The organism is Streptomyces sp. SID14515, assembly GCF_010548505.1.
Taxonomy (GTDB): Bacteria; Actinomycetota; Actinomycetes; order Streptomycetales; family Streptomycetaceae; genus Streptomyces; species Streptomyces caviscabies.
This window is the reverse complement of record NZ_JAAGMH010000072.1, coordinates 12293-36334: the sequence shown is the minus strand read 5'-3', so window position 1 is coordinate 36334 and position 24042 is coordinate 12293. Positions and strand designations below refer to the sequence as shown.

At 71.7% G+C, this 24042-nt stretch carries 25 protein-coding genes and 1 pseudogene; 10 read left to right on the top strand and 16 right to left on the bottom strand.

Annotated features, from left to right (window positions below):
- The 6 genes and pseudogenes from G3I54_RS14630 to G3I54_RS14605 all read left to right on the top strand — a co-directional run.
- Window positions 1–242, top strand: a pseudogene (locus G3I54_RS14630) (ATP-binding protein); the annotation flags it as partial.
- Complete coding sequence (locus G3I54_RS14625; RefSeq protein WP_164614801.1) at window positions 239–682, top strand: roadblock/LC7 domain-containing protein; 444 nt, start codon at window positions 239–241, stop codon at window positions 680–682. The pseudogene G3I54_RS14630 and the gene G3I54_RS14625, both read left to right, overlap by 4 nt.
- Window positions 679–1041 (top strand): DUF742 domain-containing protein, encoded by a 363-nt coding sequence (locus G3I54_RS14620; RefSeq protein WP_164614799.1) that lies wholly within the window; start codon window positions 679–681, stop codon window positions 1039–1041. The genes G3I54_RS14625 and G3I54_RS14620 overlap by 4 nt, the downstream gene beginning before the upstream one ends.
- A 61-nt stretch (window positions 1042–1102) precedes the next feature.
- Window positions 1103–1654, top strand: coding sequence for an ATP/GTP-binding protein (locus tag G3I54_RS14615; protein ID WP_164614809.1), 552 nt, complete (start codon window positions 1103–1105; stop codon window positions 1652–1654).
- Window positions 1651–3000 (top strand): cytochrome P450, encoded by a 1350-nt coding sequence (locus tag G3I54_RS14610; protein WP_164614797.1) that lies wholly within the window; start codon window positions 1651–1653, stop codon window positions 2998–3000. The genes G3I54_RS14615 and G3I54_RS14610 overlap by 4 nt, the downstream gene beginning before the upstream one ends.
- A gap of 105 nt (window positions 3001–3105) precedes the next feature.
- The gene (locus G3I54_RS14605) at window positions 3106–4308 is read left to right on the top strand and encodes a cytochrome P450 (protein WP_164614808.1); all 1203 of its coding nucleotides are present in this window, start codon (window positions 3106–3108) and stop codon (window positions 4306–4308) included.
- A gap of 16 nt (window positions 4309–4324) precedes the next feature.
- Here the strand turns inward: G3I54_RS14605 and G3I54_RS14600 are convergent, their stop codons facing one another.
- Both G3I54_RS14600 and G3I54_RS14595 read right to left on the bottom strand, forming a co-directional pair.
- Window positions 4325–5653, bottom strand: coding sequence for a TRAM domain-containing protein (locus G3I54_RS14600; protein ID WP_164614795.1), 1329 nt, complete (start codon window positions 5651–5653; stop codon window positions 4325–4327).
- 115 nt (window positions 5654–5768) lie between these two features.
- On the bottom strand, window positions 5769–7832 hold the full coding sequence (locus G3I54_RS14595; RefSeq protein WP_164614793.1) for an APC family permease: 2064 nt from the start codon (window positions 7830–7832) through the stop codon (window positions 5769–5771).
- A 322-nt stretch (window positions 7833–8154) separates the two neighbouring features.
- On the opposite strand from G3I54_RS14595, the gene G3I54_RS14590 reads away from it, so the two are divergent.
- Window positions 8155–8823 carry a TrkA family potassium uptake protein gene (locus G3I54_RS14590; RefSeq protein WP_164614791.1) on the top strand — a complete coding sequence of 223 codons (669 nt, stop codon included), beginning with the start codon at window positions 8155–8157 and terminating at the stop codon, window positions 8821–8823.
- Window positions 8823–9500 carry a TrkA family potassium uptake protein gene (locus tag G3I54_RS14585; protein WP_164614789.1) on the top strand — a complete coding sequence of 226 codons (678 nt, stop codon included), beginning with the start codon at window positions 8823–8825 and terminating at the stop codon, window positions 9498–9500. The genes G3I54_RS14590 and G3I54_RS14585 overlap by 1 nt, the downstream gene beginning before the upstream one ends.
- Window positions 9501–9569: 69 nt before the next feature.
- On the opposite strand, the gene G3I54_RS14580 is transcribed toward G3I54_RS14585, so the two are convergent.
- The 8 genes from G3I54_RS14580 to G3I54_RS14545 all read right to left on the bottom strand — a co-directional run bounded on the left by G3I54_RS14580 (window position 9570) and on the right by G3I54_RS14545 (window position 17140).
- Complete coding sequence (locus G3I54_RS14580; RefSeq protein ID WP_164614787.1) at window positions 9570–10358, bottom strand: DUF3159 domain-containing protein; 789 nt, start codon at window positions 10356–10358, stop codon at window positions 9570–9572.
- A 3-nt stretch (window positions 10359–10361) separates the two neighbouring features.
- Window positions 10362–10784 carry an OB-fold nucleic acid binding domain-containing protein gene (locus G3I54_RS14575; protein ID WP_239144375.1) on the bottom strand — a complete coding sequence of 141 codons (423 nt, stop codon included), beginning with the start codon at window positions 10782–10784 and terminating at the stop codon, window positions 10362–10364.
- 76 nt (window positions 10785–10860) lie between these two features.
- Window positions 10861–11556, bottom strand: a complete 696-nt coding sequence (locus G3I54_RS14570; RefSeq protein WP_137230201.1) for a response regulator — start codon at window positions 11554–11556, stop codon at window positions 10861–10863.
- Between the two features lie 82 nt (window positions 11557–11638).
- The gene (locus G3I54_RS14565) at window positions 11639–14182 is read right to left on the bottom strand and encodes a sensor histidine kinase KdpD (protein WP_164614785.1); all 2544 of its coding nucleotides are present in this window, start codon (window positions 14180–14182) and stop codon (window positions 11639–11641) included.
- Between the two features lie 180 nt (window positions 14183–14362).
- Window positions 14363–15097: an ABC transporter ATP-binding protein gene (locus G3I54_RS14560; protein ID WP_164614783.1), complete on the bottom strand. Its 735-nt coding sequence runs from the start codon at window positions 15095–15097 to the stop codon at window positions 14363–14365.
- A gap of 156 nt (window positions 15098–15253) precedes the next feature.
- Window positions 15254–16027, bottom strand: a complete 774-nt coding sequence (locus G3I54_RS14555; protein WP_164614781.1) for a DUF3710 domain-containing protein — start codon at window positions 16025–16027, stop codon at window positions 15254–15256.
- 1 nt (window position 16028) lies between these two features.
- The gene (dut, locus tag G3I54_RS14550) at window positions 16029–16559 is read right to left on the bottom strand and encodes a dUTP diphosphatase (RefSeq protein WP_030577310.1); all 531 of its coding nucleotides are present in this window, start codon (window positions 16557–16559) and stop codon (window positions 16029–16031) included.
- The gene (locus G3I54_RS14545; RefSeq protein ID WP_164614779.1) at window positions 16556–17140 is read right to left on the bottom strand and encodes a PaaI family thioesterase; all 585 of its coding nucleotides are present in this window, start codon (window positions 17138–17140) and stop codon (window positions 16556–16558) included. The genes dut and G3I54_RS14545 overlap by 4 nt, the downstream gene beginning before the upstream one ends.
- A 58-nt stretch (window positions 17141–17198) precedes the next feature.
- Between G3I54_RS14545 and G3I54_RS14540 the strand changes: the two genes are divergently transcribed.
- Window positions 17199–17657 carry a DUF3093 domain-containing protein gene (locus G3I54_RS14540; RefSeq protein WP_137230193.1) on the top strand — a complete coding sequence of 153 codons (459 nt, stop codon included), beginning with the start codon at window positions 17199–17201 and terminating at the stop codon, window positions 17655–17657.
- Window positions 17658–17685: 28 nt separating this feature from the next.
- Here G3I54_RS14540 and G3I54_RS14535 read toward each other — a convergent pair whose 3' ends face one another.
- From G3I54_RS14535 to G3I54_RS14520, 4 genes are all read right to left on the bottom strand, one after another.
- Window positions 17686–18648: a hypothetical protein gene (locus tag G3I54_RS14535; RefSeq protein WP_164614777.1), complete on the bottom strand. Its 963-nt coding sequence runs from the start codon at window positions 18646–18648 to the stop codon at window positions 17686–17688.
- 13 nt (window positions 18649–18661) lie between these two features.
- Window positions 18662–18958: a DUF4193 domain-containing protein gene (locus G3I54_RS14530; RefSeq protein ID WP_003965732.1), complete on the bottom strand. Its 297-nt coding sequence runs from the start codon at window positions 18956–18958 to the stop codon at window positions 18662–18664.
- A 405-nt stretch (window positions 18959–19363) separates the two neighbouring features.
- Window positions 19364–20605 (bottom strand): HAMP domain-containing sensor histidine kinase, encoded by a 1242-nt coding sequence (locus G3I54_RS14525; RefSeq protein WP_164614775.1) that lies wholly within the window; start codon window positions 20603–20605, stop codon window positions 19364–19366.
- Between the two features lie 5 nt (window positions 20606–20610).
- Window positions 20611–21264 (bottom strand): response regulator transcription factor, encoded by a 654-nt coding sequence (locus tag G3I54_RS14520; protein WP_003965735.1) that lies wholly within the window; start codon window positions 21262–21264, stop codon window positions 20611–20613.
- A 383-nt stretch (window positions 21265–21647) separates the two neighbouring features.
- Here G3I54_RS14520 and G3I54_RS38995 point away from each other — a divergent pair, with 383 nt between their 5' ends.
- Window positions 21648–21821 (top strand): hypothetical protein, encoded by a 174-nt coding sequence (locus G3I54_RS38995; protein WP_164493914.1) that lies wholly within the window; start codon window positions 21648–21650, stop codon window positions 21819–21821.
- A gap of 101 nt (window positions 21822–21922) precedes the next feature.
- Here G3I54_RS38995 and G3I54_RS14515 read toward each other — a convergent pair whose 3' ends face one another.
- Window positions 21923–22723, bottom strand: coding sequence for an inositol monophosphatase family protein (locus G3I54_RS14515; protein ID WP_164614773.1), 801 nt, complete (start codon window positions 22721–22723; stop codon window positions 21923–21925).
- Window positions 22724–22758: 35 nt separating this feature from the next.
- Window positions 22759–23886: a ferrochelatase gene (locus tag G3I54_RS14510; RefSeq protein ID WP_164614771.1), complete on the bottom strand. Its 1128-nt coding sequence runs from the start codon at window positions 23884–23886 to the stop codon at window positions 22759–22761.
- Window positions 23887–24042: the final 156 nt, after the last annotated feature.

The window sequence follows — 24042 nt, the reverse complement described above, 5'->3', positions numbered from 1 at the left end:
GCGGCGCCGCCCAGGCCACGACCGCCGCACGTCACTCGGCGCCCGACCCGCAGCCCGGTGTCGCGCCCGCCGAACCCTGGACGCCGGAGGCGGCGCGCGCCTCGATCGCCAGCGTGGTGTCCGGGACGCTGCGCGGCCGGGCGGCCGTCGACGCGGACGGCGACGCCGAACCCGCGTCGCCCCCGCACGGCGGACAGTCCCCGCCCCGTACCCCGCACGAGCACGCCGGAGGCCGACCGTGACCGGAATCATCACTCGACTCCCCGACCTGGGATGGATGCTCCGCCCCCTCACCGAGATTCCCGGCGTCAGGCACGCCGTGGTGGTGTCCGAGGACGGCTTGCGTCTCGGGCACGCCTCCGCCGAGAACCTCTCGGGTCCGGTGGCCTGCCTGAGCGTCGCCGACGCGGAGTCGCTCTCGGCGGCCTGCGCGGCGATGACGATGACGGGCCGGTCCACCAGCGCGCTGCTGTTCGGGCGCGCCGCCGCGACACGCCAGTTGATGCTGGAGACCGACCAGGGGTTCGTGCTGTTCACCCCTGCCGGGGTGGGCGCGCACCTGGGGGTCGCCACCGAGCTGGACGCTGACGTGGGCCTGGTGGCCCAGCAGATGCAGTTGCTGGTGGCGAAGATCGGCGCGCACCTGAGCAGCCTGCCCCGGGACGAGGCCGCCGCGACGTGACGGCAGAGCGGCCTGAGGCGCCGAGGGCCTCGGCGATCCGCCCCTATGTCATCACCCGCGGCCGCACGGAGTCCGAGGGCGAGCCGCTGTCCTGGGAATCCCTGGTGATGACGGCGGAGGCGGCGTTCCCCGCCACCCTCCAGCCGGAACACCTCGCCATCCTGAAGCACTGTGAGGGGCTCATCTCGGTCGCGGAGGTGGCCGCTCACCTCGGCCAGCCGCCATCGGTCGCGCAGGTGCTGCTCTCCGATCTCCTCCGCTGGGGGCTGATCGTGACCCGGCCGCCCATCCCGCCGGCCGAACGCGCCGATGTGACCATGCTCAGAAAGGTTCTCCATGGTCTCGAAAGCTGCCTCTGAAACCCTGGCCGAGGCCGACCGGCCGCCCACCGCGGCCGACGGCAAGTACCTCGACTCGAATGTGTCGGGCGCGGCGAAGATCCTGGTCGTCGGCCCGCTGGGGGTGGGCAAGACGACGCTGATCGGTACGGTGTCGGAGATCGAACCGCTCTCCACCGAGGCGTCGATGACCCGGGCGGGCGTCCGGGTGGACCCGTACGCCGGGGACGGCGGCAAGCGGACCACCACGGTCGCCCTCGACTTCGGCCGGCTGACCATCGACGGCGACCTGGTCCTGTATCTGTTCGGGACACCGGGCCAGCAGCGGTTCCTGCCGGCCTGGCGGGACCTGGCCAAGGGGGCGCTCGGCGCGCTCGCCCTGGTGGACTCCCGGGACCTGGCGGCCTCCTTCGACGCGCTGGGCAATCTGGAGGATCTGGACCTTCCCTTCGCGGTCGCCGTCAACATCTTCCCGTCCGGCCCCCGGTACGACGCCGACGACATCCGTACGGCCCTCGACCTGCTGCCCGACACCCCGCTGGTGACCTGTGACGCACGGGACCGGGCCTCATCGATCCGGGCACTGATCGCCCTGGTCCGTCACCTCATCCACGTCGCCACGGAGTCCTCATGAGCACGCCCCCTCCCACGGCCGGGCCGGCCGCCGGCTGCCCCGTGACCGGCGCCCCCGGCACGGCGACCGCGCTGCACGGACCCGACCTCGACGGCAACACGATGCCCGCGCTGTACGAGGAACTGCGCCGTACGCACGGCCCGGTGGCGCCGGTGTCCGTCGCCCCCGGCATCGACGCCTGGCTGGTCCTGGGCCATCGCGAACTGCTCCGGCTCACCCGCGAGGAACAGGATTTCTCGCACGACCCGCGCCGGTGGAGCCGGTTGCGCGAAGGCCGGGTGCCGGCCGACTCGCCGATCCTGCCGATGGTCGGCTGGCGCCCCGCGCTGCTCTTCGCGGACGGGCAGCAGCATCGCAGGATGCGCGTCGCCGTCTCCGACGCGCTGGCCGGGATCAACGGGCATGAGCTGCGCCGCAGCGTCCGGGCCACCGCCGAGGCCCTGATCACCGGATTCGCTGCCCACGGCGAGGCCGACCTCGTCGCCTCGTACGCGCGCATGCTGCCGATGCGGGTGATCGCCGGGCTGCTGGGGGTGGACGACCGGACCGGCCGGGAGCTGGTGGAGGCCGTGGGAGGCCTGGTCTCCGCCACCAGCGGGGCGGCGGACGCCAGTCGCCGGATGGGCGCGATCCTCCTGTCACTGATCGAGGAGAAGCGGCGGGTGAGGGGCGACGACATCGTCTCGGCGCTGCTGCACCACCCGGCGCGGCTCACCGACGAGGAGGTGCTGCACAACCTGGTGGTCATGTTCGTCGCGGGCAACCAGACCACGGTGAACTGGATCGCCACCTCGCTGCGCATCCTGCTCTGCGACCCCGCGCTGCGCTCCTCGCTGAGCGGCGGCCACCTCAGCGTGGACGACGCGCTCGACCTGGTCCTGTGGCGCTTCCCGCCCACCCAGAACTTCCCGGCCCGCTACGCCACCCGCGACATGAGGTTCGGCGGCCAGGACATCCGGGCGGGCGACATGCTGATCCTGGGCCTGGCAGCGGCCAACGCGGATCCGGAGGTCCTGCCGGCCGACGGCGCCCCTGTGGTCGGCAACCGCTCCCATCTGGCGTTCGGCGCGGGCCCGCACACCTGCCCCGCCCAGGACCCGGCCCGGCTGATCACCCGGACCGCGGTCGACACGATCCGGCACCGCCTGCCCGACCTGGAACTGGCGGTCCCCGAAGACGAGCTGAAGTGGGTCAACTCGCCGTGGAGCAAGGGCCTGGGCACGCTGCCCGTGCGCTTCACCTCGCCGCAGTTGCCGCAGGGCCCGGTGCCCTCCCGGGCGACCGAGGCCCCCGCCCCGGCGTGGCCGCACCGGAACGCGGTGCGGTCACAGGCCCGGCCGCACTGACCCGTCCGGAGCCCGCCCTTCCTCGGCTTGTCCCCGTCCCTCCGAAGACCTGGAGCCCTGTTGAACACGTCACCGCTGAACCCCGCGGCCGACCACCCGCACCGCCTGGACCCGGCCGGGGGCTGCCCGCACGCGGCCAACGCCCGGCTGCTGGCCCGGGGGGCGGTCACCCCGGTGGTCCTCCCCGGCGAGGTGCGGGGGATGGCGGTGCTGGGCCACGACGCGCTCAAGGAATTCCTCGCGCACCCCGACGTAGCCAAGAACGCACAGCACTTCACAGCGCTCCAGGCCGGGGAGATCGCCGACGGCTGGCCGCTGAAGACGTTCGCCACGGTGCAGGGGATGACGACCGCGGACGGCGCCGACCACCGGCGGCTGCGGTCGCTGATGAGCAAGGCGTTCACGGCCCGCCGGGTCGAGGAACTCCGCCCCTACGTAGGGAACCTGACATCCCGTCTGCTGAGCAACCTGGAGGCGGCCGCCACCGAGGACGGCGTCGTCGATCTGCGCACCCACTTCGCGCTGCCGCTGCCGATGGGCGTCATCTGCGAACTGCTGGGCGTGGACGAGGCGCACCACGACCGGCTGCACCACCTCTCCAACCAGATCGTGGCCACGGAAATCGAGCCGGCCGAGGCGATGGCGGCCAACCGGGAGATGGTGGAGGTCCTGAGCGCGGTCGCGGCCGCCCGGGCGGCCGACCCGGGGGACGACCTCACCAGCGCGATGATCGCGGCCCGTGAGGAGGACGGCGACCGGTTCAGCCCGCACGAGCTGATCGGCACACTGATGCTGACCATCATCGCGGGGCACGAGACGACGCTGAACCTGATCACGAACGCCGTACGCGCCCTGTGCACCCACCGGGACCAGCTCGACCTGGTCCTGACCGGCGGGGCGAGCTGGGCGGACGTGGTGGAGGAGACCCTGCGCTGGGACAGCCCGGTCAGCTACTTCCCCTTCCGCTACCCGACCCGCGACCTGACCCTGGACGGCACCGTGATCCCCCAAGGCACCCCGGTCCTCGCCGGGTACTCGGCAGCCGGCCGCGACACACGGGCCCACGGCCCGGACGCGGCCCGCTTCGACATCACCCGCACCGGCGAGTCCCGCCACCTCTCCCTGGGACACGGCGCGCACTACTGCATGGGCGCGCCCCTGGCCCGCCTGGAGAGCACCACCGCCCTGGAACAGCTCTTCACCCGCTTCCCGGCCCTGGACCTCGCGGTTCCGGAGCCGGAACTACCGCGCCACGCCTCGTTCGTGGGGAACAGTGTGCGGAAGTTGCCGGTGCGACTGAAGGGGTGAGAGCACCGCTTCCGGGTCAGACCCCTTTCGCGGCGGGCTCGAGAATGGCCACACACTCCACGTGGTGGGTCATAGGAAACAGATCGAACGCCCGCAGCGTCCGCACCTTGTATCCGCCGTCCCGGAAGTACGCCAGGTCCCGCGCCAGCGCCGCCGGGTCGCAGGCCACGTAGGCGATCTTGCGGGCGCCCAGGCCCGACAGGTGCTTGACGACCTGCTTGCCGGCGCCCGCGCGCGGTGGGTCCAGGACGATCAGGTCGCACTCCGTGATGCCCGTGCGGGGCAGGACCTGGTCGACCTTGCCGTGTTCGATGCGGACCCGGTCGAGGTCCTGGAGGTTGTGGCGGGCGTCCTCGACCGCGCGCTTGCCGGACTCGATGCCGAGGACCGCGCCCTTCTCGCCGATGCGCTGGCCGATGGCGCCGGCGAACAGGCCGACGCCGCAGTAGAGGTCGAGGGCGGTGTCGTTCTTGCGGGGCAGCAGGCCCTGCATGACCGCGCGGACCAGGGTGTTGGCCGCCTGCGGGTGGACCTGCCAGAAGCCGCCGGAGCCGACGCGGTAGGTGCGGTCGTCGGCGCGTTCGCGGACGAAGGCGCGGCCGTGGACGCGGTGGACGCCGCCGTCCTTCTCGTCGACGCGGAGCACCGAGACCGGCTTGTCCAGTTCGACCAGGGGCAGTCGGCCGCCGGGCTTCGGGGTGAGGATGACCTGGCGGTCGTTCGAGCCGGTGGCGGTGATGGCCTCGACCCCGGCGATCTGGGGCCACTCGCGCTTCTCGACGCCGAGCTCGGAGACGCCCGGCGCGGCGATCAGGCAGTGGTCGATCGGCTGGACGTCGTGCGAGCGGTGCTTGCGCAGGCCCGCGCGGCCCTCGGCGTCGACGGCGTACTGGACGCGGGTGCGCCAGGCGGGCACCTCACCCGGCGGGAGCTTGTCGCCCTCGGCGGGCATGACCGTGCCGTCCCAGCCGGCCTCCTCGGGGGTCAGGCCCGCCAGGCGCTGGAGCTGCTCGGCGATCACTTCGCCCTTGAGGCGGCGCTGCGCGCCCGGCTTGGCGTGCTGCCAGTCGCAGCCGCCGCACATGCCGGGACCGGCGTACGGGCACGGCGCCTCGACCCGGTCCTTGGACGGCTCGATGATCCGTACCGCGTCGGCCCGCAGGAAGCGGGAGTCCGTGTCGCCGTCCGTGACCTTGGCGATGATCTTCTCGCCGGGAAGCGTGTGGCGTACGAAGAGCACCTGGTTCTCGGCGGTGCGGGCGATGCAGTGACCGCCGTGCGCGACGGGCCCGACCTCGACCTCGTACTCCTCCCCGACCAGCGACGACGTGGGTTCGTTCTGCATGTGGGGAGGCTCCAGGGAGGAAGGGGGTAAGCGGTCGAGCGTGCTGCCGGACGACAGCCCACCAGTCTACGCGGGCGCGGTCAGGGGGCTTACCACGCGACGCCCTTCATGCCCTTCACCCCTTACGGTTCGGCGTCCTACGGTTCGGCTCCTTGTGGCCCCGTTCCACCGGGCCCCGGCGCACCGACCCCGGAGCGCTCCAGTCCGCGCGCCTGCGGGCCCGCTTCTTCGCGGCCTCGGAGGACTGGAGCTGGTACGGGACGGAGGTCACCATGACGCCGGGGGTGAAGAGCAGGCGGCCCTTCAGGCGCAGGGCGCTCTGGTTGTGCAGCAGGTGCTCGTACCAGTGGCCGACCACGTACTCGGGGATGTAGACGCTGATCACGTCGCGCGGGCTCTGGCGGCGCAGGCCCTTGACGTACTCGATGACCGGGCGGGTCACCTCGCGGTACGGCGAGTCGAGGATCTTGAGCGGGACGTTGATGCCGCGCCGTTCCCAGTCCTCGCGCAACGCCTTCGTCTCGTCCGGGTCGACGCTGATGGAGAGCGCCTCCAAGTGGTCGGCGCGGATCAGCTTCGCGTAGGCGAGGGCGCGCAGCGTGGGGCGGTGGAGCTTGGAGACCAGCACGATCGCGTGGACGCGGGAGGGGCGCAGGGTCTCGTCGGTGGGGGCCTCGTCGGCGGCGATCTCGTCGGCGACCCGGTCGTAGTGCTTCCGGATCGCGGTCATCGTGCCGTAGAAGATGACCATGCCGAGCAGGGCCACCCAGGCGCCGTGGGTGAACTTGGTGGCCAGGACCACGACGAGGACCAGGCCGGTGAAGGTCGCGCCGAAGGCGTTGATGGCCCGGGAGCGGACCATGTGGCGGCGCTTGGCCGGGTCCCGTTCGTCGGCCAGCAGGCGGTTCCAGTGCCGGACCATGCCGGTCTGGCTGAGGGTGAAGGAGACGAACACCCCGACGATGTAGAGCTGGATCAGGTGCGTGGTGTCGGCGTCGTAGATCCAGACGAGCAGGATGGCCGCGCCGGCCAGCAGGACGATGCCGTTGGAGAACGCGAGGCGGTCGCCGCGGGTGTGCAGCTGGCGCGGCAGGTAGCGGTCCTGGGCGAGGATCGAGCCGAGCAGCGGGAAGCCGTTGTACGCGGTGTTCGCCGCCAGGAAGAGGACGAGCGCGGTCGCCGTGGCGAGGACCATGAAGAGGAACGAGCCGTGGCCGAAGACCGCCTCGGCGACCTGGGAGATCACCGGGTCCTGGGTGAAGTCGGCGCCGACCGGGGAGCCGTCGCGGATCAGGTCCACGGCCGGGTTCTCGGCCATCTTGACGTCGGTGGCCATGGCCAGGCCGATGATCCCGCAGAACATGGTGACGGCGAGCAGGCCCATCGCGGCGAGCGTGGTCGCGGCGTTCTTGCTCTTGGGCTTGCGGAAGGCGGGCACTCCATTGCTGATCGCCTCGACGCCGGTGAGGGCGGCGCAGCCGGAGGAGAAGGCCCGCAGGAGGAGGAAGACGAGCGCGAAGCCGGCCAGTCCCTCGTGTTCGGGTTTGATCTCGAAGTCGGAGGTGGGGGCGTGCATCGTGTCGCCGAGGACCAGCCCCCGGAACGCGCCCCACAGGATCATCCCGAAGACGCCGGCCACGAAGAGGTACGTGGGGATGGCGAAGAGCTTCCCGGACTCCCGGACGCCGCGCAGGTTCATCAGGGTGAGCAGGACGATGGCGCCGATGGCGCAGAGCGTCTTGTGCTCGATGACGAACGGGATCGCGGAGCCGAGGTTCTCGACGCCGGAGGAGATCGACACGGCGACGGTGAGGACGTAGTCGACGAGCAGGGCGCTGGCGACGGTCAGCCCGGCCTTCGGACCGAGGTTGGTGGTCGCGACCTCGTAGTCGCCGCCGCCGCTCGGGTAGGCGCGGACGTTCTGCCGGTAGGAGGCGACGACCGTGAACATGAGCACGACGACGGCGAGGGCGATCCAGGGGCTGAAGTGGTACGCCGACACCCCCGCGATGGACAGCACGAGGAGGACTTCTCCGGGTGCGTACGCCACCGAGGACAACGGGTCGGACGCGAAGACGGGGAGCGCGATGCGCTTGGGGAGCAGGGTCTCCCCGAGCTTGTCGCTGCGCAGCGCCCGGCCGATCAGGATCCGTTTGGGCACGTCGGTCAGTTTGGACACGGTGAGGATCGTAAGCGCAGCCCGTGGCCGAAACGCACGCCCTTTCGACGTGGCCCCGCAATCTCCTGCGGTCGGCCGAGAAAGCCCCGCCATTCCTTAACGCGATCCTTGCGCCGGACCACCCTGTTTTGCTTTCCCTTTACCGGAGTGCGCGAGGATACGGACACGCGGATGAGGCAGTGACTTCCCCGGCGCATAAGCTCGACTCCGGGCCACACCGCGGGTGTGTGCCCCGTTGTTTGCCCAGCAAGCTGAGAGAGAAGTGTGAGCAGCGTGTTTTCGCAGGTCAGCCGGATGACCAGGACGGCGGGGTAGGCGCACAGTGCACATCGTCATCATGGGCTGCGGGCGCGTCGGTGCCGCTCTCGCACAGACCCTTGAACAGCAGGGGCACACCGTCGCGGTGATCGACCAGGACCCCACGGCGTTCCGTCGCCTCGGGTCCGGATTCGGCGGCCGCCGGGTCACCGGGGTCGGCTTCGACCAGGACACCCTCCGCGAGGCGGGGATCGAGGACGCCGGGGCGTTCGCCGCGGTCAGCAGCGGCGACAACTCCAACATCATCGCGGCCCGGGTGGCCCGCGAGATGTTCTCCATCGAGAACGTCGCGGCGCGGATCTATGACCCCCGGCGCGCCGAGGTCTATCAGCGCCTCGGCATCCCCACCGTGGCGACCGTGCGCTGGACGGCGGACCAGATGCTGCGGCGGCTGCTGCCGTCGGGCGCGGAGCCTCTGTGGCGTGATCCGAGCGGGGGTGTGCAGCTCGCCGAGGTGCACACGACGCCGTCCTGGATCGGCCACAAGATCAGCACGCTCCAGGAGGAGACGGGGGTCCGCGTGGCCTTCCTCACCCGGTTGGGCGAGGCCATACTGCCGACCTCGCAGACCGTCCTCCAGGAGGGCGACCTGGTCCACGTGATGATGCGTACGGACGAGATCGCCAAGGTCGAAGAGGCCTTCGCCCAGGGTCCCGAGGAGGACGGTCACTGATGCGTGTGTCGATTGCCGGGGCGGGTGCGGTGGGCCGTTCCATCGCCGCCGAGCTGCTGGAGAACGGGCACGAGGTGCTGCTGATCGACAAGGCGCCGACCGCCATCTCGGTGGAGCGGGTCCCGATGGCCGAGTGGCTGCTCGCGGACGCCTGTGAGATCACGTCGCTGGACGAGGCGGCGCTGCAGCGGTGCAACGTGGTGATCGCCGCGACCGGGGACGACAAGGTCAATCTGGTCGTCTCGCTGCTCGCCAAAACCGAGTACGGCGTGCCGCGTGTGGTGGCCCGGGTGAACAACCCGAAGAACGAGTGGCTGTTCAACGAGTCCTGGGGCGTGGACGTCGCCGTCTCGACGCCGCGTCTGATGTCGGCCCTGGTCGAGGAGGCGGTGAGCGTCGGCGACCTGGTCCGGCTGCTGCGCTTCAGCCACGGCGACGCCAACCTGGTGGAGCTGACCCTGCCGCCGGAGTCGGCGCTGGCCGGTACCCGCGTCGGTGATGTGGCCTGGCCCGAGGACACCTCGCTGGTGACGATCATCCGCGGTACGCGGGTGCTGACGCCGAGCCCCGAGGAGTCCCTGGAGGCCGGTGACGAGCTGCTGTTCGTGGCCGCCCAGGCGCGTGAGGAGCAGTTGGAGGACCTGTTGTCGGTCCGGCGCGACCCTGCGGACAGCTGATCACGGAACGACGGAAGGGGCCCGGAACCGCTGAGCGGTTCCGGGCCCCTTCCGTCATTCTTACGCTACTCAGGCCTCCGGGTCGCGGAGGGCGGCCGCCGCGGCCTTGCGCTCCTTCTCGGCCTTTTCCTCGGCCTCCATCTCGGCGAAGACGTCGATGGGCGCCGGCGCCTTCGCGAGGAAGATCCAGGTCAGATAGACCGCGAGCAGGAACGGCGGGATCTTCAGCGCGATCAGCACCCAGCCGAACTGCGTGGTGTCGGCCCACCAGTAGAGCGGGAAGAGGATCGCGCACTTGGCGAGCAGGATGAAGCCCCAGGCGTAGCTGGCCTTGGTGTACGCCTTTTTCCGGCCCGGGTTACGGGTCCGCCAGGAGAGGTTCTCCTTGAAGACCGGGCCCAGGATCAGGCCGATCAGCGGCACCCCGGCGGCGGCTGTGGCGAGGTAGGCGACCGACAGGCCCAGGGTGTAGAGCATGCCCGGCAGATAGAAGTCCTTGGCATCGCCCGTCATCTTCGCGAAGAGGACGCCGAAGGCCACCCCGAAGACGCCGCTGAAGGCGTGCTTGACGGTGTCCCGGCGGACCAGCCGGACGACGACGAGGGCCAGGGAGACGGCCAGGGCCGCGATGGCCGAGGCGTTCAGGTTCTTGTTGATCGTGAAGATCGTGACGAAGAGCAGCCCGGGGAGGACTGTCTCCACCATGCCGCGCACCCCGCCGAAGGCCTCGAAGAGGGCGGCCTCGGTGACAGCCTTCGACTCGGCGTCCTGCTGGGCGGCGTGCCTCCCGCCGGTGTGCTGCGGGTCGGTGCGGTGGGGCTGGTCCGTGTCGGACGTCGGCTTGTCGAGAGACGTCACCGGCTACTCCTTGCCGAGCGGTCGGAGTTCGTATGTGGGGTTGAACAGCACCCGGCGGCCGTGGCTCATGGCGACCCGCCCCGAGGCGATGATCCTGCGGCCGGGCTCTATGCCGACGATGGAGCGGCGGCCGAGCCAGACCACGTCCAGCGGTTCGGTGCCGTCGAAGAGCTCCGCCTCCAGGGCGGGCACTCCGGCCCGGGGACGGAGGGTGACGGTCCGCAACGTACCAGCCACCTTCACGATCTGCCGGTCGGAGCACTCGGAGATCCGGGTGCATCCGGTGGCCTGCGCGTCGTCCCGTAGCTCCTGGTACTCCAGGTCCTCCTGGGAGCTGGAGAGCCGGTCGAGCATACGGCGGAAGCGCCCGGAAGGTCGCGCCGCCTTCCCGGCCTTCCCGGCTTTCTCGGATCGGGGAGCACTCATACCCGAAGCGTACCGGTCCTGCGGGCCTCGTACGGAGGCCCGGGGCGACCACTCGAAAGGGTGAGGCCGTACCGCGTCAGCCGCGCTCGAAGCGGTAGCCCATGCCCGGCTCGGTGACGAAGTGCCGGGGGTGCGAGGGGTCCGCCTCCAGCTTGCGGCGCAGCTGGGCCATGTAGACCCGCAGATAGTTGGTCTCGGTGCCGTAGGAGGGGCCCCAGACCTCCTGGAGGAGCTGTTTCTGGCTGACCAGCCGGCCGCCGTTGCGGACGAGGACCTCCAGCAGGTGCCATTCGGTGGGGGTGAGCCGTACGTCGCGGCCGGCCCGGTGCACCTTCTTCGCCGCCAGGTCGACGGTGAAGCCGGCCGTCTCGACGAGGGCGATGTCCTCGGTGCCGCCCTCCTGGCCGAGCGGTTCCGCACGGCGTACGGAGGCGCGCAGCCGGGCCAGCAGCTCGTCCATGCCGAAGGGCTTGGTGACGTAGTCGTCCGCCCCGGCGTCCAGGGCCTCGACCTTCTCGTCGGAGGTGTGGCGCGCGGAGAGGACCAGGATCGGCACCCGGGTCCAGCCGCGCAGGCCCTTGATCACCTCGACCCCGTCCATGTCGGGCAGCCCGAGGTCGAGGAGGACCACGTCGGGGTGGCGGGCGGCGGCGAGCTGGAGGGCGGTCGCCCCGTCGGGCGCGGCGTCGACCTCGTACTGGCGGGCCTTCAGGTTGATCACGAGGGCGCGGACGATCTGCGGCTCGTCGTCGACCACAAGCACCCTGGTCATCGCGGACCTGCCTTTCTGCTGTACGGGGAGGAGGGAACGGCTCTGCTGTACGGGGAGAGGGAAGGACGGGCGCGGGGGCGGGTCACGAGGTGACCCGGGCCGGCAGCTCGGCGTCGGCCCGGACGCCGCCCGGCGTCGCGGCCAGCGTCAGGACCATGGTCAGCCCGCCGCCCGGGGTGTCCTCGGCGTCCAGCGTGCCGCCCATGGCCTCGGCGAAGCCCCGGGAGACGGCGAGGCCGAGGCCCACGCCGGCGCCGCGCGGGGCGTCCCCGTACCGCTGGAAGGGCTCGAAGATCCGCTCCTTGGCCTCGTCGGGGACGCCCCGGCCCCGGTCCACGACCCGTAGCTCGACCCGGCCGCCGAGTGCGCTGGCGGCCACGGCGACGGGCTCCGGACCGGGGTTGTACTTGACGGCGTTCTCGACGATGTTGGCGACGACCCGCTCCAGGAGCCCGGGGTCGACGGCGACCATCGGCAGCGTCTCGGGGATGTCGAGGTCGACGCTGCCCTCCGGGACGCCGCCGAGCGCCATGGGGACCACCTCGTCGAGGTCGATCTCGCGGATCAGGGGGGTCACCGTGCCGGTCTGGAGGCGTGACATGTCCAGCAGGTTGCCGACGAGGTGGTCCAGCCGGTCGGCGCCGTCCTCGATGCCTTCCAGGAGCTCCGCCTCGTCCGCCTCGGACCAGGCGACGTCGTCGGAGCGCAGCGAGCTGACGGCGGCCTTGATCCCGGCGAGCGGGGTACGCAGATCGTGGCTGACGGCGGCGAGCAGCGCGGTCCTGATCCGGTTGCCCTCGGCGAGCCTGCGGGCCTGCTCGGCCTCCCAGACCAGGCGCTGGCGGTCCAGGACGACGGCGGCCTGGGCGGCGAACGCGCCGAGCACCCGGCGGTCCTCGGCGGGCAGCACCCGGCCGGACAGCGCGAGGGCCATGTTGTCGCCGACCGGCATGTCCACGTCGGCCTCCTCGGGGCGGGTGACCGGGGCCGGCCCGACGGATCCGGCGCAGGTCCACGGCTCCACGTCGCTGCTGCGCTCCAGCAGGGCGACGGACTCCATGGCGAAGGTCTCCCGGACCCTCTCCAGCAGGGCGTCCAGGGCGGTCTCGCCGCGCAGCACACTGCCCGCGAGGAAGGAGAGGATCTCCGACTCGGCGCGCAGCCGGGCGGCCTGGTGGGTGCGCCGGGCCGCGAGGTCGACCACTGAGGAGACCGCCACCGCCACCGCGAAGAAGATCACGATGGCGACGAAGTTCTCCGGGTCCTGGACGGTCAGGGTGTGGGTGGGCGGGGTGAACCAGTAGTTCAGGAGCATGCAGCCGACGGCGGCCGAGGCCAGCGCGGGTCTCAGCCCGCCGAGCAGGGCGGCGGCCACCGTCAGGAAGAGGAACAGCAGGACGTCGTTGGCGAGGCCGGGGGCGTCCTCCATGCCGCGCAGCGCCACCGCGAGCAGGACCGATCCGACGACGCCGACGAGCCAGCCCCAGATGATCCGGGCGCGGCCGAGCCGGGCGCCACGGGCGATGGGCAGGCCGCGGCCCTTGGCGACCTCTTCGTGGGTGACGATGTGGACGTCGAGGTCGGGGCCCGACTCGCGGGCGACGGTCGCGCCGACCCCGGGGCCGTAGATGTACTGCCAGGTCTTGCGGCGGCTGGAGCCGAGCACGATCTGGGTGGCGTTGACGCCGCGCGCGAACTCCAGCAGGGCCGCGGGTATGTCGTCGCCGATGACGTGGTGGAAGGTGCCGCCGAGGTCCTCGACCAGGGTGCGCTGGACGGCCAGCTCTTTCGGGGACGCGGAGGTCAGGCCGTCGCTGCGGGCGATGTAGACGGCGAGGATCTCGCTGCCGGAGCCCTTGGCCGCCATCCGGGAGGCGCGGCGGATGAGGGTGCGGCCCTCGGGCCCGCCGGTCAGCCCGACGACGATGCGTTCGCGGGCCTGCCAGGGGGTGCGGATGTTGTGCTCGCCCCGGTACTGCTGGAGGTACTCGTCGACCCGGTCGGCGACCCAGAGCAGGGCCAGCTCGCGCAGGGCGGTGAGGTTGCCGGGGCGGAAGTAGTTCGAGAGGGCCGCGTCCATCTTGTCGGGCTGGTAGATGTTGCCGTGCGCCATCCGGCGGCGCAGCGCCTGGGGCGACATGTCGACCAGCTCGATCTGGTCGGCCCGCCGGACCACCTCGTCAGGCACGGTCTCGCACTGCCGGACGCCGGTGATCGACTCCACGACGTCGCCGAGCGACTCCAGGTGCTGGATGTTGACCGTGGATATGACGTCGATCCCGGCCCTGAGGAGTTCCTCGACGTCCTGCCAGCGCTTGGCGTTGCGGGAGCCGGGGACGTTGGTGTGGGCCAGCTCGTCCACCAGGACCACGGCCGGGGCGCGCTCCAGGGCGGCGTCGACGTCCATCTCGGAGAAGACGGCGCCGCGGTAGCTGATCTCGCTGCGCCGGACCTGCTCCAGGCCGTGCAGCAGCGCCTCGGTGCGCGGCCGGGCGTGGTGCTCCACGAAGGCCACCACGCAGTCGGTGCCGCGCTCGACCCTGCGGTGCGCCTCGGAGAGCATCGCGTACGTCTTGCCGACGCCCGGTGCCGCGCCCAGGTAGATCCGGAGTGTGCCGCGTCCCATGGCCCCATTGTCTTCTTCCGTCCGGCGGCGTCCTGTCGACGGCCGGTGGCGCCCGGTGCGGCCGCCGCCCCCGACGCTACTCCGCCGCGGGCCGTGGTTCGGTCCCGGGAGTGCAGGTGGGGGGCGTATTGACGGAACTCTGATGCGCGCCGGGAGGGCCCGGGAGGGCGGGGCCGGGGCTCAGGCCTGTTCGACGATGTGGCCGTCGCTCAGCTCCAGGACCCGGTCGGCCAGGCCCAGCAGCTGGGGGTCGTGGGTGGCGACGAGGGCGGTGACGTTCTCGCTGCGGACGACCGCGCGGAGCAGTTCCATCACGGCGAGCCCGGTCTCGGCGTCGAGCTGTCCGGTGGGCTCGTCGGCGATCAGGAGGGCGGGGCGGTTGGCCAGCGCGCGGGCGATGGCGACGCGCTGCTGCTGGCCGCCGGAGAGCTCGCCGGGGCGCTGCTCGGCGTGGTCGGCGAGGCCGACGAGGGAGAGCAGCAGCGCCACCCGCTCGTCGCGCTCGGCCGGGTCGGCCTTGCGCAGCCGCAGGGGTACGCCGACGTTCTCGGCGGCGGTCAGGATCGGGATGAGGCCGAAGGACTGGAAGATGAAGCCGACCCGGTCCCGGCGCAGCTCCAGCAGGCCCTTCTCGCCGAGCCCCGACAGCTCGGTGCCGTCGACGGTGATCCGGCCGCCGTCGGGGGTGTCCAGGCCGCCGACCAGATTGAGCAGGGTGGTCTTGCCGGAACCCGAGCGGCCCTTGAGCGCGACCAGCTCACCGCGGGGGATCTCGAAGGAGACGCCGCGCAGGGCGTGCACGGCCGCCGCTCCGCTGCCGTACGAGCGGTGCAGGTCCTCGACGGTGACCATGACCGTACGGGCCGGGTCCTCTGCCAGGGCCGTGCCGGACTGCCCGCTGGTGCTCTCGGTCATGCTGCTCCCCCGTCGTACGTACGTGGCCTGCGTCGTCGCCCGCCAAGTATGTGCGTGCGGGACACGGGCGGGCAATGGCCGGTGGGCCGCACCCGAGGAAAGGATGCGGCCCACCGGCCTGTACTGCGAAGTGCTGCGAAGTGCCGCCGGACGCTGCTAGCGGACCTCGGTGATCTCGGGGCCGCGCTGGAGCTGGCCCATGCCGCCGGAGAACTTCGAGCTCTCCTGCTCCTCCTGCTGCACGCCCTCGGGCACCATCTGGGCGTCGTTGGGGAGCTTGAGGACGATCGGGTCGCGGGGGGCCATCGGGCCGTCGCCGCGGACGACCACCGTGTCCCGGAAGATCGTCTCCAGCAGCCCGGCGGCCTCCGGCTGGACGGCGCCCTGGCCGGAGATCACTCCGCGCAGGAACCAGCGCGGCCCGTCGACGCCGACGAAGCGCACGAGCTGCACCCCGCCCGTGCCGTCCGGCAGCTGTACGGGGACCTGCGCGCGCAGCTCCCAGCCCAGCGGGCCCTCGACCTCGTCGATGATGCCGCCCTGCTGGGTGATGCCCGAGGCGATCTCGTCGCGGACCTCGCCCCAGATGCCCTCCTTCTTGGGGGCGGCGAAGGCCTGCAGCTGGACCGCGCTGTCGCGCAGCACCACGGTGGCGGCGACGATCGCGTCCCCGGCCACCTCGACGCGCAGTTCCATGCCCTCGACCCCGGGGACGAAGATGCCGCCCAGGTCGACCCGGCCCTCGCCGGGCTGGGAGACCTCGGTGCTGTCCCAGGGTCCGTCCGGCCTGGGGGCCGGCGGAAGATTCATCCGACGGGTGCCCTTGGCGGCGGCGTCGCCGCCCTCGGGCTCGTCGGCGACCTGCTCGGCCTCGCGCACCTCGTCCGCCGTGTCCTCGGCGGAACCACTCTTCTTGCGACGTCCGAACACGTCACTGTCCTTCCCGGTCGGATACGACCGAAGCGTAGCTGTTCCCACCGTGGGTGATCCCGCCCTCGGCGCCGTCCACCGACGCGTGGCCGCCGGTGGACCCGAAGCCCCCTTCGGCCCGCGCCGAGCCGGGAAGTTCCGCCACCTCGTGGAAGCGCACCTTCTCGACCTGCTGGACAACCAATTGGGCAATCCGGTCGAACCGTTCGAATCGCACGCTCTCGCGTGGATCGAGGTTGACCACGATCACCTTGATCTCCCCACGGTACCCGGCATCCACGGTCCCTGGGGCATTCACGAGGGCCACTCCGCAGCGGGCCGCGAGGCCGGAGCGCGGGTGCACGAACGCGGCGTACCCGTCGGGCAGGGCGATCGAAACACCGGTGGGCAGCACCGCGCGCTCGCCGGGGGCGAGTTCGGCGGCCTCGGTGGTGACCAGGTCGGCCCCGGCGTCGCCCGGGTGTCCGTACGCCGGAATCGGCACGTCCGGGTCGAGGAGGCGGATCAGTACGTCGACGGGGTTGCGGGTCACGGGTTCACCTCGAAGGCGCGGGCGCGCTTGACCTGGTCGGGGTCGGACATGGCCGCCTGGATCTCGGCGGGCCGGCCGTTGTCGATGAAGTGGTCGACCTTGACCTCGATGAAGAGGGCGTCGGCCCGGACCGCGACGGGGCCCTCGGGGCCGCCGATCCGGCCGGTGGCGGTGGAGTAGATCTTCCGGCCGTGCACGGCGGTGATCCGGGCGTCGAGGTGCAGCACGGTGTCCACCGGGACGGGGCGGACGAAGTCGGTCTCCAGCCGTCCGGTCACCGCGATCGTGCGCAGCAGCCAGTTCAGCGAGCCGAGGGTCTCGTCCAGCGCCGTGGCGAGCACACCGCCGTGGGCGAGGCCGGGGGCGCCCTGGTGGGCGGGCTGCACGGTGAACTCGGCGGTCACGCTCACGCCTTCACCGGCCCGCGCCATCAGGTGCAGTCCGTGCGGCTGTCCCCCGCCGCAGCCGAAACAGTGTTCGTAGTGCGCTCCGAGGAGCTCGCCGGGGGCGGGCGCGTCGGGGTGCCGGACCGGCGCGACGGCGTCGGCCGGGGGTGTCAGAGCTGCTGATGTTCCACTCACAGGCGCAGACCTTACCCGCGCGGCAGTGCGCCGGTCGCGCCGTGCCAAGCTTGGTTCCATGCAGCCTTCCGCAGCGCCCTTCGACGAACGTCTCACCGCACCCCGCTCCTGGTGGTTCATCGCCTTCGGGATCGGTATCGCCTGTGCTCTGATGCTGCTGCCGCTGGGCACCCTGCCGCTGCTCGCCGGGCTGGTCGGCGGCACGGCCGCGGCCGCGGTCCTGGTGAGCAGTTACGGCTCCGCCCGGATCCGGGTGGTGGCGGGGGCGCTCGTCGCCGGCGATGCCCGGATCCCGCTGTCGGCGCTGGGTGAGCCCGAGGCGCTGGACGCCGAGGAGGCGCGGGCCTGGCGCACGCACCGGGCGGACGCCCGTGCGTTCATGCTGCTGCGCGGCTATGTGGAGACGGCGGTGCGGGTGGAGGTCACGGATCCGGACGACCCGACTCCGTACATCTATCTCTCCACGCGGAATCCGCAGGGCCTGGCGGCGGCGCTGAGCGGCGCCAAGGCCGCCTGACCCGGCCGCCCGTACCCGACCTGCGGTCTCAGGGGCCCTCGATCTCCTTGGGCAGCTCGGCCGGGTGCAGAGGCTGCTCCAGCGGAGGCAGCGCGGCCAGCCGGTCCCAGGGGATCTGCTGCTTGCGCAGGTCGCCCCTGATCCGGTCGGCGAGCTTGCGGGTGTCGCGGCGGTTCATCATCGCGCCGACGGTGGCGCCGATCATGAACGGGATCAGGTTGGGCAGATTGCGCGCCATGCGCTTCATGATCTGCTGGCGCAGCTCGCGCTTCATCTGGCCGCCCAGGGCGGCGTTCAGCGTGGTGGGCCGGGTGACGTCGATGCCGCGCTCCTCCGTCCACGACGTCAGATACGCGGTGCTGCGCTGGCCGAGATTGCCAGGAGGGCGGAGGCCGTAGACCTCGTGGAGCTCGGCGACGAGCTTCATCTCGATCGCGGCGACGCCGGTCACCTCCGCCGCCAGCTCGGCGAGCATGGCGGGCGGTACGGGCATCATGGCGGCGGCCCCGATGCCTGCGCCGACGGTCGCGGTGCCCCGGCAGGCTCCCGTGACCAGCTTGTCGGCCAGCTCCTCGGGCCCCAGCCCGGGGAACTGCCTCCGCAGGGTGGCGAGGTCGCGCACCGGCACGCGCGGGGCCGTGTCGATGATGCGGTCGGCCAGCTGTGCGGCCAGTGCCTTCGCGCTCTCCCCGCCCTTGCGTACGCCCCGTTTCACTGCGTGCAGGCGGCCCCCGGTCGCGGGATCCGCCTGGTCCTGCTGGTCCTGCTCTCCGGCCCGGTCCGGCAGTGCTGCCGCCCCGGCCACTTCGAGCGAGGCCGAACGGCCTCGCTCGTCGTCGGAGCTGCCGGAGTGATCCGGCAGGGCGGCGGACCGCTCGGCAGACGCGTGACCGCCTTCTGCCGGGCCTGTGCCGCCGGTACCGTCCTGTTGGGCCTGCTGGCCGTGCCGACGCCAGGGGCGTCGCTTCCGGAACGGTGTCTCGCCTGCCACGGCCGACTCGACCTCAGTCGCAGTCGCGGCAGATGGGCTGACCGTTCTTCTCGCGGGCCAGCTGGCTGCGGTGGTGCACCAGGAAGCAGCTCATGCAGGTGAACTCATCGGCCTGCTTGGGCAGCACCCGGACGGCCAGCTCCTCGTTGGAAAGGTCCGCGCCGGGCAGCTCGAGTCCCTCGGCCGCGTCGAATTCGTCGACGTCGACGGCGGATGCCGTCTTGTCGCTCCGACGCGCCTTGAGCTCTTCGAGGCTGTCCTGGTCCACGTCGTCGTCGGTCTTGCGTGGGGTGTCGTAATCCGTTGCCATGTCGCTCTCCCCCTCTTGGGTGTCTACGGGTGTCTCAGCGCACGTAACGCGTGAGAGGCCGGACTTGTGCCCGACCTGAGGCGGAGATTTTGCCTCACATCAAGGTCTGTTACTCAATCGACACCCAACCGGGCGCCTCGGCGAGGCTCGGCTTGGGTGGCGATGGGGACCGTACACGGTCCCGACTGCGCAGTTCACAGGCGCTACCCCGTGTACTTCCCGTGATAACGATCCCCGAAAACCCGGACGATTACCGGCTTTCCGACAGAGTCGCGATCACGGAGAGTAGATGGTCGGAAAATCGACTCTGTGATCGATCACACACGACTCACCCGGGAACGGGTCCTGAAAATTCCGCCCAAAGCGAACATGAAGATTCGGTGCAGAGTCACATCGTGCAGCCTCTCAGACCGGCAGGGTGACGCGCATCACGAGACCGCCGCCCTCGCGGGGCTCCGCGATGATACGGCCTCCGTGGGCCCGGGCGACGGACCGCGCGATCGACAGGCCGAGCCCGACCCCCTTGTCGCTGCCCGTGCGCTCCGTACGCAGCCGCCTGAAGGGCTCGAAGAGGTTGTCGATCTCGTACGCCGGGACCACCGGGCCGGTGTTCGAGACGACCAGCAGGGCCTGCCCGTCCCGTACCTCGGTGGTGACCTCCACCCAGCCGTCCTCGGGCACGTTGTAGCGCACGGCGTTCTGCACGAGGTTCAGCGCGATCCGCTCCAGCAGGACCCCGTTGCCCTGGACCACGGCCGATGCCCGCTCACCGCGGATCTCGGCCTTCCTGGCCACCGCCTCCGCCCGGGTCTGGTCGATGGCGCGCTCGGCCACCTCGGCGAGGTCGACCGGTTTGCGCTCGACGATCTGGTTGTCGCTGCGGGCCAGCAGCAGCAGGCCCTCCACCAGCTGCTCGCTGCGCTCGTTGGTGGCCAGGAGGGTCTTGCCGAGCTGATGGAGCTCCGGCGGGGCCTCCGGGTCGGAGAGGGAGACCTCCAGCAGGGTGCGGTTGATCGCCAGCGGGGTGCGCAGCTCGTGCGAGGCGTTGCCGACGAACCGCTGCTGCGCGGTGAAGGCCCGCTCCAGCCGGTCCAGCATGTCGTCGAAGGTGTCCGCCAGCTCCTTCAGCTCGTCGTCCGGGCCGTCCAGCTCGATCCGCCGGGTGAGGTCCGTACCCGCCACCCGCCGCGCGGTCCGGGTGATCCGGCCGAGCGGGGACAGGACGCGTCCGGCCATGGCGTAGCCGAAGGCGAAGGCGATGACGCTGAGGCCGAGCAGGGCGAGGAGGGCCCGGTTCAGCAGGCTGTCCAGAGCGTGCTGCCGCTGGGCCGACGTGCAGGCCTTGATGGCGTCGTTCAGCTGGTCGTTGTTGAGCGCGGCGCCGAGCTGCGGGCAGGTGTCGCTGGTGATCTGGACGTTGGTCCCGGCGACCCGGAAGGCCACGCTTCCCGCGTCGTGGAGCGCCTGCGCGGCCAGCATGTAGATGATCGACAGCAGCACGATGCCCGCGATCAGGAACATCCCGCCGTACAGCAGCGTGAGCCGTATCCGGATGGTCGGGCGCAGCCAGGGGTACGGGGGGTCCTGCTGCTTCGGCTCCCAGGTGGGCTTCGGGGGCGCCGCGGGGGGCTCGGGGGTGGTGGCCATGGTCCTCAGATCCGGTATCCGGAACCCGGCACGGTGACGATCACGGGCGGTTCGCCGAGCTTGCGGCGGAGCGTCATGACCGTCACCCGCACCACGTTGGTGAAGGGGTCGGTGTTCTCGTCCCAGGCCTTCTCCAGCAGCTGCTCCGCCGAGACGACGGCGCCCTCGCTGCGCATGAGGACCTCCAGCACCGCGAACTCCTTCGGGGCGAGCTGGATCTCCACCTCGTCGCGGAAGACCTCGCGGCGGTTCGGGTCGAGCTTGATGCCGGCGCGCTCCAGGACGGGCGGCAGCGCCACCGTCGTACGGCGGCCCAGCGCGCGCACCCGGGCGGTCAGCTCGCTGAAGGCGAAGGGCTTGGGCAGATAGTCGTCCGCGCCCAGCTCCAGGCCCTCGACCCGGTCGCTGACGTCGCCGGACGCGGTGAGCATGAGCACCCGGGTGGGCATGCCGAGCTCCACGATCCGGCGGCAGACGTCGTCGCCGTGCACCACCGGGAGGTCCCGGTCCAGCACGACGACGTCGTAGTCGTTGACCCCGATGCGCTCCAGGGCCGCGGCACCGTCGTAGACGACGTCGACGGCCATGGCCTCCCGGCGCAGTCCGGTGGCCACCGCATCGGCGAGCAGCTGCTCGTCCTCGACGACGAGTACGCGCACGGCGCAGTCCTTCCTTCGGTCCTTCGATGGGTTCACAGATCGAGCGGCCCACGCAGGGGCCGCTCGGACACGGGCAGCAATGCCGACTGTGCGCTTCCATCCTGCCCGCAACGCGTATAAACCGGCGGTAAGACGGCGGCGGGCCGGATCTCCCGGCGGCTTCCTGCCGGGAAAGCGGCGGATTTCCGGGCCAGTTGAGGTTTCTCCGTTCCGTGGCGTGGGGAAGAGGGGTTCACACCCGCGATCACGCCTGTCACGTGGCATGTGCCACGGCCCGCTCCTTTTCCCCGGAGCGGCGGCGCGATCACCCGCTCCTCCGGCTCCCCTGGCCGGGGGACCCCGGGCACACCCCGTGCCACCGACCCACGATGAGGGGGCGCATCATGGACGCTTTCACCGCAGGTCTGCTGCAACGCATCAAGACGACCGAGTCCGACCTCACGCGGGCGCGCGAGGACGGCGACGACTTCCTCGCGGACGTCGAGCAGGGCGAGCTGGACGATCTTCGCCGGCTCGCCGCCGAGCACGGCGTGGAAATCGGCGCCACCAGCGTCTGAGCCGTACGCCACGGGGCCCCGGACACCGTCATGGTGTCCGGGGCCCCGTGGCGTGTGCGGCGGCCTCAGGGCCCTCGTCAGGGCCTTCCGCGGGCCCGCGGTCAGTCGTGCCAGGCGCCCAGTTCGTCGAGAGCGGCCTGCAGCGGCTCGAAGACGCCGGGGGTGGCGGCCACCGTCAGGTCGCCGTCGGCGGGCAGCCCCGGGCGGCCGCCGGTCAGCGCGCCCGCCTCCCGGGCGATGAGGTCGCCCGCGGCCAGGTCCCAGGGGTGCAGTCCGCGCTCGTAGTAGCCGTCCAGCCGGCCGGCCGCCACATCGCACAGGTCGACGGCCGCCGAGCCGCCGCGCCGGATGTCCCGGAGCCTGGGGATCAGCTGCTGGGCGACGTCCGCCTGGTGGGCGCGGACGTGGGCGACGTAGTTGAAACCGGTCGAGACGAGGGCTTGGTCCAGCGGCGGGGCGGGCCGGCAGCGCAGGGCTTCGCCGTTCGCGAACGCACCGCCGCCGAGGACGGCCTGGTACGTCTCCCGGCGCATCGGGGCCTCGACGACGCCCACGACCCGCTCGCCGTCGCGCTCGGCGGCGATGGAGACCGCCCAGGTGGGCAGGCCGTAGAGGTAGTTCACCGTGCCGTCGAGCGGGTCGATGACCCAGCGGATGCCGGTGGAGCCCGGGGAGCTGGCGCCCTCCTCGCCGAGGAAGCCGTCGTCGGGGCGGAAGTCGGTGAGGTAGCCGGTGATCAGCTTCTCGGCGGCGATGTCCATCTCGGTGACCACGTCGATGGGGCTGGACTTGGTCGCGGCCACCCCCAGGTCGGCCGGGCGGCCGTCGCGCAGCAGTGCTCCGGCGCGGCGGGCCGCCTCCAGGGCGAGGTCGAGCAGTTCGGACAGGGCGGGGTCGGTCACGGGTGCTCCCGGGGGCTCGACGGGGACTGAGGGCTCTACGCGTACGGGCTGTCGGCGCCCGCGGCGGCCGGCTTCGGGGCCCTGGCGGGGCAGCAGCCGACGGGACAGAGGTCGTGGGAGGGACCGAGGGAGCCCAGGGCGCAGCGCTCCGCCGCCCGGCCGCGCTCGGTCGCGGCGCGCTCCAGGACCAGGTCCCGGACGGCGGCGGCGAAGCGCGGGTCGTCCCCGACCGTGGCGGACCTGCGGACCGGCAGACCGATCTCGGCGGCCTTCGCGGTGGCCTCGGTGTCGAGGTCGTACAGCACCTCCATGTGGTCCGAGACGAAGCCGATGGGCGCCATCACGACCGCGCCGACGCCCTCGCCGTGCAGGGTCTCCAGGTGGTCGCAGATGTCGGGCTCCAGCCACGGGATGTGCGGGGCTCCGCTGCGGGACTGGTAGACGAGCTGCCAGAGGTGTTCGACGCCGGTCTCCTCGCGCACCGCCTCGATGATCAGCCGGGCCACGTCGAGGTGCTCGGCGACATACGCGCCGCCCTCGCCGTGCGCCTCGGCCGGGCCGGAGGCGTCGGCGGCGGAGGTCGGGATGGAGTGGGTGGTGAACGCGATGTGCGCGCCCGCGCGGACGTCCTCGGGGAGGTCGGCGAGCGAGGCGAGGACGCCGTCCACCATGGGTGTCACGAAGCCGGGGTGGTTGAAGTAGTGCCGCAGTTTGTCGACCTGGGGCACCTCCAGGCCTTCGGCCTCCAGGGCGGCCAGCGACTCCGCGAGATTCTCGCGGTACTGGCGGCAGCCCGAGTAGGAGGCGTAGGCGCTGGTGGCGAGGACGGCGATCCGGCGGTGTCCGTCGACGGTCATCTCGCGCAGGACGTCGGTCAGATACGGGGCCCAGTTGCGGTTGCCCCAGTAGACCGGGAGGTCCAGGCCGTGGTCGGCGAAGTCCTTGCGCAGCGCGTCGAGCAGGGCGCGGTTCTGCGCGTTGATCGGGCTGACCCCGCCGAAGAGGAAGTAGTGCTTGCCGACCTCCTTGAGGCGTTCCTCGGGGATGCCGCGGCCGCGGGTCACGTTCGCCAGGAACGGGACCACGTCGTCCGGGCCCTCGGGGCCGCCGAAGGAGAGCAGCAGCAGGGCGTCGTAGGGAGCGGGATCGCGCAGATCGGACATGGCATCGATCCTGCCACCCGCCTGTGACAGGGCGGCAACCGACATCCGACGCCCCGTCGGGAAGACCGTGAAGGCCGCGAGCCCCGGGGTTCGTACACCTGTGCCGCTCCCCCGGGCCACCCCCGTAATCCGGTGTCCGGCGCAGCCGCCCGGCCG

Coding starts and splice junctions, on each gene's coding strand:
- G3I54_RS14560 (WP_164614783.1), bottom strand. CDS start 15,097: ATGACCGAGAGCACCAGCGGGCAGTCCGGCACGGCCCTGGCAGAGGAC.
- G3I54_RS14575 (WP_239144375.1), bottom strand. CDS start 10,784: ATGAGTGCTCCCCGATCCGAGAAAGCCGGGAAGGCCGGGAAGGCGGCG.
- G3I54_RS14525 (WP_164614775.1), bottom strand. CDS start 20,605: ATGGCCACCACCCCCGAGCCCCCCGCGGCGCCCCCGAAGCCCACCTGG.
- G3I54_RS14530 (WP_003965732.1), bottom strand. CDS start 18,958: ATGGCAACGGATTACGACACCCCACGCAAGACCGACGACGACGTGGAC.
- G3I54_RS14510 (WP_164614771.1), bottom strand. CDS start 23,886: ATGTCCGATCTGCGCGATCCCGCTCCCTACGACGCCCTGCTGCTGCTC.
- G3I54_RS14540 (WP_137230193.1), top strand. CDS start 17,199: ATGCAGCCTTCCGCAGCGCCCTTCGACGAACGTCTCACCGCACCCCGC.
- G3I54_RS38995 (WP_164493914.1), top strand. CDS start 21,648: ATGGACGCTTTCACCGCAGGTCTGCTGCAACGCATCAAGACGACCGAG.
- G3I54_RS14570 (WP_137230201.1), bottom strand. CDS start 11,556: ATGACCAGGGTGCTTGTGGTCGACGACGAGCCGCAGATCGTCCGCGCC.
- G3I54_RS14565 (WP_164614785.1), bottom strand. CDS start 14,182: ATGGGACGCGGCACACTCCGGATCTACCTGGGCGCGGCACCGGGCGTC.
- G3I54_RS14585 (WP_164614789.1), top strand. CDS start 8,823: ATGCGTGTGTCGATTGCCGGGGCGGGTGCGGTGGGCCGTTCCATCGCC.
- G3I54_RS14600 (WP_164614795.1), bottom strand. CDS start 5,653: ATGCAGAACGAACCCACGTCGTCGCTGGTCGGGGAGGAGTACGAGGTC.
- G3I54_RS14610 (WP_164614797.1), top strand. CDS start 1,651: ATGAGCACGCCCCCTCCCACGGCCGGGCCGGCCGCCGGCTGCCCCGTG.